At 74.2% G+C, this 11,006-nt stretch carries 11 protein-coding genes; 10 read left to right on the top strand and 1 reads right to left on the bottom strand.

Annotated features, from left to right (window positions below; genetic code table 11):
• Positions 1-32 precede the first annotated feature (32 nt).
• The 8 genes from aroC (at position 33) to ACQYWQ_RS03385 (ending at position 8,116) form a co-directional block, all read left to right on the top strand.
• On the top strand, positions 33-1,217 hold the full coding sequence (gene aroC / locus ACQYWQ_RS03420; RefSeq protein ID WP_431032381.1) for a chorismate synthase: 1,185 nt from the start codon (positions 33-35) through the stop codon (positions 1,215-1,217).
• A 56-nt stretch (positions 1,218-1,273) separates the two neighbouring features.
• Positions 1,274-1,756 (top strand): shikimate kinase, encoded by a 483-nt coding sequence (locus ACQYWQ_RS03415; protein WP_431039050.1) that lies wholly within the window; start codon positions 1,274-1,276, stop codon positions 1,754-1,756.
• On the top strand, positions 1,753-2,877 hold the full coding sequence (aroB, locus tag ACQYWQ_RS03410; protein WP_431032380.1) for a 3-dehydroquinate synthase: 1,125 nt from the start codon (positions 1,753-1,755) through the stop codon (positions 2,875-2,877). Before ACQYWQ_RS03415 ends, aroB begins: the two co-directional genes overlap by 4 nt.
• 178 nt (positions 2,878-3,055) lie before the next feature.
• Complete coding sequence (locus ACQYWQ_RS03405; RefSeq protein ID WP_431032379.1) at positions 3,056-3,994, top strand: AAA family ATPase; 939 nt, start codon at positions 3,056-3,058, stop codon at positions 3,992-3,994.
• A gap of 189 nt (positions 3,995-4,183) precedes the next feature.
• Positions 4,184-5,284: an aminopeptidase P family protein gene (locus ACQYWQ_RS03400; RefSeq protein ID WP_431032378.1), complete on the top strand. Its 1,101-nt coding sequence runs from the start codon at positions 4,184-4,186 to the stop codon at positions 5,282-5,284.
• Positions 5,285-5,389: 105 nt separating this feature from the next.
• The gene (gene efp / locus ACQYWQ_RS03395) at positions 5,390-5,956 is read left to right on the top strand and encodes an elongation factor P (protein ID WP_431032377.1); all 567 of its coding nucleotides are present in this window, start codon (positions 5,390-5,392) and stop codon (positions 5,954-5,956) included.
• Positions 5,957-5,958: 2 nt separating this feature from the next.
• The gene (gene nusB / locus ACQYWQ_RS03390; protein ID WP_431032376.1) at positions 5,959-6,393 is read left to right on the top strand and encodes a transcription antitermination factor NusB; all 435 of its coding nucleotides are present in this window, start codon (positions 5,959-5,961) and stop codon (positions 6,391-6,393) included.
• A 238-nt stretch (positions 6,394-6,631) separates the two neighbouring features.
• Positions 6,632-8,116, top strand: coding sequence for a pyridoxal phosphate-dependent decarboxylase family protein (locus ACQYWQ_RS03385; protein WP_431032375.1), 1,485 nt, complete (start codon positions 6,632-6,634; stop codon positions 8,114-8,116).
• Positions 8,117-8,510: 394 nt separating this feature from the next.
• Here ACQYWQ_RS03385 and bldD read toward each other — a convergent pair whose 3' ends face one another.
• Entirely contained in the window at positions 8,511-9,011 is a 501-nt protein-coding gene (gene bldD, locus ACQYWQ_RS03380) for a transcriptional regulator BldD (RefSeq protein WP_007829306.1), read from the bottom strand.
• Positions 9,012-9,296: 285 nt separating this feature from the next.
• On the opposite strand from bldD, the gene pyrR reads away from it, so the two are divergent.
• Together pyrR and ACQYWQ_RS03370 are read left to right on the top strand one after the other, a co-directional pair.
• Positions 9,297-9,881 (top strand): bifunctional pyr operon transcriptional regulator/uracil phosphoribosyltransferase PyrR, encoded by a 585-nt coding sequence (pyrR, locus tag ACQYWQ_RS03375; protein WP_431032374.1) that lies wholly within the window; start codon positions 9,297-9,299, stop codon positions 9,879-9,881.
• A gap of 126 nt (positions 9,882-10,007) precedes the next feature.
• Complete coding sequence (locus tag ACQYWQ_RS03370; protein WP_431032373.1) at positions 10,008-10,997, top strand: aspartate carbamoyltransferase catalytic subunit; 990 nt, start codon at positions 10,008-10,010, stop codon at positions 10,995-10,997.
• Positions 10,998-11,006: the final 9 nt, after the last annotated feature.

Genomic DNA, 11,006 nt, shown 5'->3' with positions numbered 1-11,006 from the left:
CGCAGTTCCACGCGCGAGCAGGAGGAGCACCGTTGAGCAGGCTGCGTTGGCTGACCGCGGGAGAGTCGCACGGTCCCGCACTCGTGGCGACGCTGGAGGGACTTCCCGCCGGTGTCCCCGTCACCACCGATCTGGTCGCCGACCACCTCGCCAGGCGGCGCCTCGGCTACGGGCGCGGGGCGCGGATGAAGTTCGAGCGCGACGAGGTGACCTTCCTCGGCGGCGTCCGGCACGGGCTGACCCTCGGCTCGCCCGTCGCCGTCATGGTCGGCAACACCGAGTGGCCCAAGTGGGAGCAGGTCATGGCCGCCGACCCGGTCGACCCCGCGGTCCTCGCCGACTCGGCCCGCAACGCGCCCCTCACCCGCCCCCGCCCGGGGCACGCCGACCTCGCGGGGATGCAGAAGTACGGCTTCGACGAGGCCCGCCCGGTCCTGGAGCGTGCCTCGGCCCGCGAGACCGCGGCGCGCGTCGCGCTCGGCGCCGTCGCCCGTTCGTACCTCAAGGAGACGGCGGGCATCGAGATCGTCAGCCACGTCGTCGAGATCGCGGCGGCGAAGGCCCCGTACGGCCTCGTCCCGACCCCCGCCGACGTCGAGAAGCTCGACGCCGACCCGGTGCGGTGCCTCGACGCCGACGCGAGCAAGGCGATGGTCGCCGAGATCGACCAGGCCCACAAGGACGGCGACACGCTCGGCGGCGTCGTCGAGGTCCTCGCCTACGACGTGCCCGTCGGGCTCGGCTCGCACGTGCACTGGGACCGCAAGCTCGACGCGCGGCTCGCGGGGGCCCTCATGGGCATCCAGGCGATCAAGGGCGTCGAGGTCGGCGACGGCTTCGGGCTCGCCCGCGTGCCCGGCTCCCTGGCCCACGACGAGATCGTGCGCACGGACGAGGGCATCCGCCGTGTCACCGGGCGCTCCGGCGGCACCGAGGGCGGCCTCACGACCGGTGAACTCCTGCGCGTACGGGCCGCGATGAAGCCCATCGCGACCGTGCCGCGCGCCCTCGCCACCGTCGACGTCGCGACCGGCGAGGCCACCAAGGCGCACCACCAGCGCTCCGACGTGTGCGCCGTGCCCGCGGCGGGGATCGTCGCCGAGGCGATGGTCGCGCTCGTCCTCGCCGACGCCGTCGCGGAGAAGTTCGGCGGCGACAGCGTCCCCGAGACGCGCCGCAACGTCCGGGCGTACCTCGACAACCTCCCGATCCGGTGAGTGGCGTGAGCGGCGTGAGGGAGGCGACCGGCCCCCGGCTCGTCCTGGTCGGCCCGATGGGCGTCGGCAAGTCCACGGTCGGCCACCTCGTGGCCGAGCGGCTCGGGCTCGCCTACCGCGACACCGACGACGACATCGTGACCGCCGAGGGCCGTGAGATCTCCGACATCTTCGTGGACGAGGGCGAGGAGCACTTCCGCGCGCTCGAACGCGAGGCGGTGCGCACCGCGCTCGAAGAGCATGAGGGCGTCCTCGCGCTCGGCGGGGGAGCGGTCCTCGACGCGGGGACGCGCGAGCGCCTGCGCGGGCACCCCGTCGTCTTCCTCACGATGGACATCGACGAAGCGGTGCGCCGCACCGGGCTCGCCACCGCGCGCCCGCTGCTCGCCGTCAACCCGCGCCGCACGTGGCGCGAGCTGATGGAGGCCCGCCGCCCCCTGTACACCGAGGTCGCCCGTGCCACCGTGGCCACCGACGACCGCACCCCCGAAGAGGTCGCCGCCGCGGTCCTCGACGCACTGGAGCTGAAGGAAGCGTGAGCGAGAACAGCACGCGGGAGACCGCGCAGGGCACGGGGCCGACCCGTATCGCCATCGGCGGCACCGAGGGCAGCGCCCCCTACGAGGTCCTCGTCGGCCACCACCTGCTCGGCGAACTCCCCGCGCTCATCGGGGAGAAGGCCCAGCGCGTCGCCGTGATCCACCCCGAGGCGCTCGCCGAGACGGGGGAGGCGCTGCGCGCCGATCTCGCCGAGCAGGGCTACGAGGCGATCGCGATCCAGGTGCCCAACGCCGAGGAGGCGAAGACCGCCGAGGTCGCCGCCTACTGCTGGACGGCGCTCGGGCAGTCCGGGTTCACCCGCACCGACGTCGTCGTCGGCGTCGGCGGCGGCGCGACGACCGACCTCGCGGGCTTCGTCGCGGCGACGTGGCTGCGCGGCGTGCGCTGGGTCGCTGTGCCGACGACCGTGCTCGGCATGGTCGACGCCGCGGTCGGCGGCAAGACGGGCATCAACACCGCCGAGGGCAAGAACCTCGTCGGCTCCTTCCACCCGCCCGCCGGGGTCCTGTGCGACCTCGCCGCGCTCGCCTCGCTGCCCGTGCACGACTTCGTGAGCGGGCTCGCGGAGATCATCAAGGCCGGATTCATCGCCGATCCGGCCATCCTCGACCTCATCGAGTCCGACCCGGCCGGGGCGCGCGGCCCCGAGGGCCCGCACACGGCCGAGCTGATCGTGCGCTCGATCCGCGTGAAGGCCGAGGTCGTCTCGGGGGACCTCAAGGAGGCCGGGCAGCGCGAGATCCTCAACTACGGGCACACGCTGGGCCACGCGATCGAGAAGAACGAGCGCTACGCGTGGCGCCACGGCGCCGCCGTCGCCGTCGGCATGCACTTCGCCGCCGAACTCGGCCGCCTCGCCGGGCGGCTCGACGACGCCACCGCCGACCGCCACCGGGCGATCCTCGCGGCGGTGGGCCTCCCGCTCGGCTACCGCGGCGACCAGTGGCCGCGCCTCCTGGAGAACATGAAGCTCGACAAGAAGTCGCGCGGCAACCTCCTGCGCTTCATCGTCCTCGACGGCCTCGCCAAGCCGGTCGTCCTGGAGGGCCCCGACCCCGCGGTGCTCCTGGCGGCCTACGGGGAGATCGCGAAGGACTGATCCCCGCGTGGAGCCTGCACGGGCCGGAGGCCGTCGTACGGGGTGAGTACGGACGTCCTCCGGCCCGTCGGGCTTTCCCGCGCGCGGCCGGGGAACGGTACCGTGCACCGGGCATCGCGTGCGGTTCTCCCGCGCGAGGCGCCCGCAAGCAGCCGGTACGAGACGGAGTTGGCACGGGATGCGGCATTCCGCGGGATCGACCCCGCCTCACGATTCCTGGACCCCGCACGGGCAGGGCCCCGAGGGAGCGGCCCCGGGGGACCCGCACCACGGCGCCCCGCGGCACGAGGGCCCGCCCCACGGCGGTCCGCCGACGCTGCCGCTGCGACCGACCCCGGCCACGGGACCCGTACCCGGGGTCGACGGCCCGGCGGCGCCGCCCGGCCTCGTACCGCCGTTCCCCGGCCCCGTACCGCTCCCTGCCGAGCCCGGCCACGCACCGCCCTCGCAGCCCGCGGGGCGGACGCTGCCGCCCGATGCCACCGGGCATGTCGCGCTGCCGCCCGACGCGCCCGTGGCGGCGCCGAGCGTCGTGCCCGGGCCGCAGGCGGGGACGGGCTCGACGATCCTCGCCGTGCTGCTCATCGGCCCCGCGGGCGCGGGCAAGACGACCGTCGCGCGGTACTGGGCGGCGCGGCGGCCGGTGCCGACCGCGCACATCAGCCTCGACGACGTACGCGAGTGGGTGCACGCGGGCTTCGCGGACCCGCAGGCCGGGTGGAACGACAATTCCGAGGTGCAGTACCGGCTCGCGCGCCGCACCTGCGGCTTCGCCGCCCGCAACTTCCTCGCCAACGGCATCTCCTGCGTCATCGACGACGCCGTCTTCCCCGACCGGCCCGTCGTCGGGCTCGGCGGCTGGAAGCGGCACGTGGGCCCCGGACTGCTGCCCGTCGTGCTGCTGCCCGGGCTCGACGTCGTCCTGGAGCGCAACGCCGCGCGGACGGGGAACCGCAGGCTCAGCGACGAGGAGGTCGCGAGCATCCACGGGCGCATGGCCGGCTGGTACGGCTCGGGGCTGCCCATCATCGACAACTCGCACCTCGACGTGCCCAGCACGGCGCAGCGGCTCGACGAGGTGCTCGCCCGCGCGATAGCCAGTCCACCGCCGTGGTGAGTACCCGCGCCGCAGGGGGAAGCGGTCCTGCCGCCGGGGCGGGTACCCCGTCCGCGCGGTGCGCGCCTCCGCCGCACCGGCCCGCACCCCCACCCCCGCCGCCGCGCGGGGCGCGTGCCGTCAGGGGCCCCTGACCCGGTCGGACGCACAACTCCGGCGGCCCCCGCCACGCGCCTTTAGGCTCGGGTCATGGCTGAGGCGCACGCGGCACGCAGGGACCGGCTGAGGCAGTTGTGCGCGGGAGCGGGCCAGACGGCGGCCCTCGTCTCCCGCCCCGCCAACGTCCGCTATCTCGGCGGCGTGGCCCCCGAGGGTGCCGTCCTGCTGCTCGGCGCCGAGCGCGGCGGGCCCGACATCCTCTTCGCCGCGAGCCCGCCGGACGGTCTCGCGGACGACTCGCTGCGCGTGCACGTCCTCGCCTGCCCGGCCTCGGACCCCGCCGTCGCCGCCGCCGAGACCGCGGCGGCGGACGGCGCCGAGTTCCTCGCCGTCGAGGAGCACCACCTCACCGTCGCCCGCCACCGCACCCTCGCCGACACGGCGCCGCGCCTGCGCCTGGGCGACCTCGGACGCGGCGTGGAGCAACTGCGGCTCGTCAAGGACGAGGAGGAGATCGGGGCGCTGCGGATCGCCGCGGAGATCGCCGACCAGGCGCTCGGCGAACTCCTGGAGTCGATCCTTGTCGGGCGCACCGAGCGCCACCTCGCCCTGGAGCTGGAACGCCGCCTCGTCGACCACGGCGCGGACGGCGCCGCGTTCGCCACCTCCGTCGCCACCGGGCCGCACGCCGGGCTCGCGGGGCACCGGCCCACGGACCGCCGCGTCGAGGAGGGCGACTTCCTCTCGGTGTGCCTGGGTGCCACGTACCGCGGGTACCGCAGCGAGATCGGGCGGACGTTCGTCATCGGGACGGCTCCCGAGGAATGGCAGATCGAGCTGTACGACGCGGTGTTCGCCGCGCAGCGGGCCGGTCGCGAGGCGCTGCTGCCCGGTGCGGCCTGCCGCGACGTGGACCGCGCGGTGCGCCAGGCCCTGGAGTCGGCGGGGCACGGAGCGGACCTGCCCGCGCTCAGCGGACACGGCGTCGGGCTGGAAAACGACGAGGACCCGCAGCTCGCCCCGTCCGCCATGAGTAAACTGGACGCTTGTGTGCCGGTCACCGTCGAACCGGGGGTCCACCTCCCGGGCAGGGGCGGGGTCCGGATCGATGACACACTCGTCGTGCGCCCCGAAGCGGACGGCGGGCCCGAGCTACTCACCATCACGACCAAGGAGCTGCTCGCGCTCTAGGGCAGACGGCCCTCGGGCCGGGACGGCGCCGCGGTCGTCCACCAGCTCTTCCCGAGGCCGCGAGGCCTGGGGGAGAGGACCCATCGTCCAGGAGATTCCGCAACCGTGGCTTCCACGAACGACCTCAAGAACGGCCTGGTGCTCAAGCTCGACAACGACCAGCTCTGGTCCGTCGTCGAGTTCCAGCACGTCAAGCCCGGCAAGGGCCCCGCCTTCGTGCGCACCAAGCTGAAGAACGTGCTCTCCGGCAAGGTCGTCGACAAGACCTTCAACGCCGGCGTCAAGGTCGAGACGGCCAATGTCGACAAGCGCGGGATGCAGTTCTCGTACAAGGACGGCGAGTACTTCGTGTTCATGGACATGGACACGTTCGACCAGATCCACGTCGACCCGAAGGTCGTCGGCGACGCCGCCAACTACCTCCTGGAGGGCTTCGAAGCCGTCGTCGCGATGTACGAGGGCAACCCGCTGTACATCGAGCTGCCCGCCGCCGTCGAGCTGGTCATCGCGGAGACCGAGCCGGGCGTCCAGGGCGACCGCTCCACCGGCGGCAACAAGCCGGCCGTGCTGGAGACCGGGCACACCATCCAGGTCCCGCTCTTCATCACCACCGGCGAGAAGATCAAGGTCGACACCCGTACCGGCGACTACCTCGGCCGAGTGAACGGCTGATTGTGGCTGCTCGCAATACGGCACGCAAGCGCGCCTTCCAGATCCTTTTCGAGGCCGACCAGCGTGGCACCGACGTCCTCACGGTGCTCGCGGACTGGGTGCGTCACTCCCGCGGCGACACGCAGCAGCCGCCGGTCAGCGAGTACACGATGGAACTCGTCGAGGGGTACGCGCGGCACGCGCGCCGCATCGACGACGTCATCGCGAAGTACTCGGTGGACTGGCCGCTGGACCGGATGCCGGTCGTCGACCGCAACATCGTGCGGCTCGGCGCCCACGAACTCGTGTGGGTCGACGGGACACCGGACGCGGTCGTGATGGACGAGGCGGTGGAACTCGCCAAGGAGTTCTCCACCGACGACTCCCCGGCCTTCGTCAACGGGCTGCTCGGCCGCTTCAAGAACCTCAAGCCCGAGCTGCGCGGCCCGGCCGACTGACCGCGCCCCGCAGGAACGGGACCGCCACGGGCCCGCCCCCGCCTCTTCGGAGACGGGGGCGGGCCCGTCGGCGTGCGGGCGTGCGAGTGGCCGAGGGCTCGTGCGGCGGTACGGGGGCGCGTGGCCGGATTCCTGCGCGGGGCTGTGCCCGCGCGGCCCGGGGACGACACGATGTGAGCCCCGATCGTGTCGTCCCCGGGAGCGCGCCCCGCGCGGGTCCCGGACCGGAAGGAGCCGCATGAGCCCGTTCGGACTGCCCCGCCCCGCCGCGCTGCCCGCGCCCGAGGCGGCGATACTCGCGCGCCTCGCGGCCCTGCGCGCGGGCGACGTCCCGGTCAAGGGCGGCCGCACCCTCGCGTACGTGTACGACGCCGCCGACAGCGGGATCGACGCGCTCGCCACCGCGGCGCACGGCGCCTTCGCCGGGGTCAACGGGCTCGACATGACCGTCTTCCCCAGTGTCGTCCGGCTGGAGAACGACCTCGTCGCCCGCGCCGCCGCGCTCCTCGGCGGCGCCCCCGGCACGGTGGGCACCTTCACCAGCGGCGGCACCGAGTCCTGCCTCCTTGCCGTCCTCACGGCGCGCGAACACGCCCGTGCCGTACGGAAAGTGACGCACCCTCAACTCGTGCTGCCCGTCACCGCGCACGCCGCCTTCCACAAGGCGGCCCACCTCTTCGGCCTGGAGGTCGTCACCGTCCCCGTCGACCCGGAGACCTTCCGCCCCGACCCCGCCACCGTGCGCGCCGCCCTCACCGAGGACACCGTGCTCGTCGTCGCCTCGGCGCCCTCCTACGCGCACGGCGTCGTCGACCCCGTCGCCGAGATCGCCGAGGCAGCCGCCGCACGCGGAGTGCTGTGCCACGTGGACGCGTGCATCGGCGGCTGGTACCTCGGCCACCTGCGGCGCGCGCCCGAGGGCGAGGACATCGCGCCCTTCGACCTCTCCGTGCCGGGCGTGACCTCCCTCTCCGTCGACCTGCACAAGTACGGCTACACGCCCAAGGGCGCCTCGCTGCTGCTCCTGCGGGACGCCGAACTGCGGCGGCACGGGTGGTTCGCGCACGCCGACTGGCCCGGCTACCCGGTCGTCAACGCGACGCTCCAGGGCACGAAGTCGGCGGGGCCGCTCGCCGCCGCCTGGGCGGTCACGGAGCGGATCGGCACCGAGGGGTACACGGACCTCGCGGTCCGCGTGCACCACGCGCGCACCGCTCTCGCCGACGGCATCGCGCGCGTCCCCGGGCTGCGGGTCCTCGGCACGCCCGCCGCCTCGCTCCTCGCCGTGGCCGCGGCGCCCGGCGGGCCCGACCCCTTCGTCCTCGCCGACGAGATGCGCACGGTCGGCTGGTACCTCCAGCCGCAGCCCGCGGCGGCGGGCTCACCCGCCAACGTGCACCTGACCGTCACGGCGGCCGTGGCCGCCCCCGAGACCGTGGAGCGGCTCCTGAAGGACCTCGCCGAGTCGGTGGTACGAGCGCAGGCGCACGGCCCGGTCACGGTCGACCCGGCGATCGCCGAGGCCGCCGCCGCGCTCGACCCCGACCGGGTCGGCCCCGAGGAGGTCGCCCTGGCCCTCGACCTCGCGGGCATCGGCGACGGCACCCTGCCCACGCGCATGGCCCCCGTCCTCGCCGTCCTCCAGGCCCTGCCGCCTCGCCTCGCGGCCCGCCTCCTGCCCGAGGTGATCGGCAGGCTGTATCCGGGTGTGGGGGAGGGATGAGGGGCCCGACGGCGTGAGCTGTCGCGCCGCGCGCGCGGAGGCGCGCGCCCGGCCGGGGGCGTGGGCCCGGCGCGCGTCCGGGCATCGCGCCCGCTGCGGGGCGACGGACTCCCTCAGGGGGGCGCGGGGCTCGTCGGCGGGGCGTCCCGACGAGGTGGCGGCGTACGCGGGGTCCACGGGGAAGCGGGCGGGGGCGTCGGCGGCCGCGTCCCCCGCGCACGGCCTCCGGTGCGCCGGTGGCCGGGTGCCCGGCGCCCCTGGAGCCGGGCCGTACCGGTTCGGGGGCCTGACAGCGGGCCCGTCGGGAACCGCCGTGCGCCGTTACGCCGAAAGGGTGAGCCGGTCGGATTCCCGGCTCACCCTTTCGTGCGTACTGGTGGTGGCGAGGCGGGGCTCAGCCCTCCTCGTGCGCCACCGCTCGGCGCGCGTCCGCGTCCAGCACTCCCCAGCTGATGAGCTGCTCGGTCAGGACCGAGGGGGACTGGTCGTAGATGACGGCGAGGGTGCGCAGGTCGTCCTGGCGGATCGAGAGGACCTTGCCGTTGTAGTCCCCGCGCTGGGACTGGATGGTCGCGGCGTACCGCTGAAGCGGCCCCGCCTTCTCGGCGGGGACGGTGGCGAGACGCTCCAGGTCGAGAACGAGCTTGGGCGGCGGCTCGGCCGCACCGCCGGGCGTGGTGCCCGGCAGCAGCTCCTGGACGGGAACCCCGTAGAAGTCGGCCAGCTCGGCGAGACGCTGAACGGTGACCGCGCGGTCGCCCCGCTCGTACGAACCGACCACGACCGCCTTCCAGCGCCCCTGGGACTTCTCCTCGACACCGTGGAGGGAGAGGCCCTGCTGGGTGCGGATGGCCCGGAGCTTGGCCCCGAGCTGTTTGGCGTATTCGCTGGACATATAGCTCCCCGGACACTGTGACAATGTGCGGCCCAGCCGCAAAGGCTGGTGACTCACGGTGAGGTTACGCAGCGTGATTTGCCTGCGTCAAGCGGAACCGGTGGACCTCCCGCCCCAGCCTTCGGCCGGGGCGACCCCCGAACCCCGGTCCCCGCGTGGTGACGGGCGTCACCCGGCCCGGGGGCAGGGGGGTTCCCGTCCTCATTCTTGCCCCTGGTAGCGTGGGTGGCGCAATTCAGACGTCCTTTAAGAGCCGTCCCGTGAGGCGGAGAAGGAGGTCCCTCCATGGACAGCCACACCTCGGGCAGTACTCCCGAAGGGGAGCCCGGCGGGCCCAGGCCCGTACTCGAAGGCCCCGACATCGCCCGGGTGCTCACCCGCATCGCCCACGAGATCGTCGAACGCGCCAAGGGCGCCGACGACGTGGTGCTGCTCGGCATCCCGACGCGCGGGGTGCACCTCGCGGAGCGCCTCGCGGCGAAACTCGCCACGATCACCGGGCGCCCGGTCCCCACCGGCTCGCTCGACATCACGATGTACCGCGACGACCTGCGCCTCAAGCCCGCCCGCGCCCTCGGCCGCACCGAGATCCCGGCCGAAGGACTCGACGGCCGCCTCGTCGTGCTCGTCGACGACGTGCTCTTCTCCGGCCGCACCATCCGCGCCGCACTCGACGCGCTCGGCGACATCGGCCGCCCCCGCGCCGTCCAGCTCGCCGTCCTCGTCGACCGGGGCCACCGCGAGCTGCCGATCCGCGCGGACTACGTCGGAAAGAACCTCCCCACCTCGCTGCGCGAGACCGTCAAGGTGCAGCTCACCGAGGAGGACGGCCGCGACGCCGTGCTGCTCGGCGGCACCGCGCCCCGCTAGCGCCCACCCGAAGGCCCCCGCTCGCCCGACCGGGTGAGCCGGTGTGCCCGCACGCCCGCGCGCGGCCGAGCGCCGCCCCGCCGCCGTACCCCCAGACCTCCCCGAGCCTGCCCCCAGGAGCCCCGGATGATGCGACACCTCATCTCGGCCGCCGACCTCTCCCGCGACGAAGCCGTCCAGATCCTCGACACCGCCGAGGAAATGGCGCGGGTGGCCGACCGGCCCATCAAGAAACTGCCGACCCTGCGCGGCCGCACCGTGGTCAACCTCTTCTTCGAGGACTCCACGCGCACCCGCACCTCCTTCGAGGTGGCCGAGAAGCGCCTCTCCGCCGATGTCATCAACTTCGCCGCCAAGGGCTCCAGCGTCTCCAAGGGCGAATCGCTCAAGGACACCGCGCAGACCCTGGAGGCGATGGGCGTCGACGCCGTCGTCATCCGGCACAGCGCCTCGGGCGCCCCGCAGCGCCTCGCCACGACGGGCTGGATCGACGCCGCCGTCATCAACGCGGGCGACGGCACCCACCAGCACCCCACCCAGGCCCTCCTGGACGCCTTCACGCTGCGCCGCAGGCTCCTCGGGCCCGCCCCGCTGGGCGCCGACCTCAAGGGCCGCCGCGTCACCCTCGTCGGCGACATCCTGCACAGCCGCGTCGCCCGCTCCAACGTCGACCTGCTCCACACCCTCGGCGCCCACGTGACCCTCGTCGCCCCGCCGACCCTGCTCCCGGTCGGCGCGGAGACCTGGCCCTGCGAGATCTCCTACGACCTCGACGCCGCCCTGCCCGAGGCCGACGCCGTCATGATGCTGCGCGTCCAGCGCGAGCGGATGAACGCCGCGTACTTCCCCACCGAGCGCGAGTACGCGCGACGCTACGGGCTCGACGCGCAGCGGATGGCGCGCATGCCCGGGCACGCCGTCGTCATGCACCCCGGACCGATGGTGCGCGGCATGGAGATCACCGCCGAGGTCGCCGACTCGCCGCGCTGCACCGTCGTCGAGCAGGTCGCCAACGGCGTCTCCGTCCGCATGGCCGTGCTCTACCTGCTGCTCGGCGGCCAGGAGCCCGCCCCCACCCACAGCCGACCCGCCGCCGTCCAGGCCGAGGAGAAGTAAGCACATGAC

Origin of the sequence: Streptomyces sp. P6-2-1 (genome assembly GCF_050613165.1) — a bacterium.
In the GTDB taxonomy this organism is placed as follows: Bacteria; Actinomycetota; Actinomycetes; order Streptomycetales; family Streptomycetaceae; genus Streptomyces.
The sequence above is the reverse complement of the archived record's forward strand: the minus strand, read 5'-3'. Positions and strand labels throughout refer to the sequence as shown.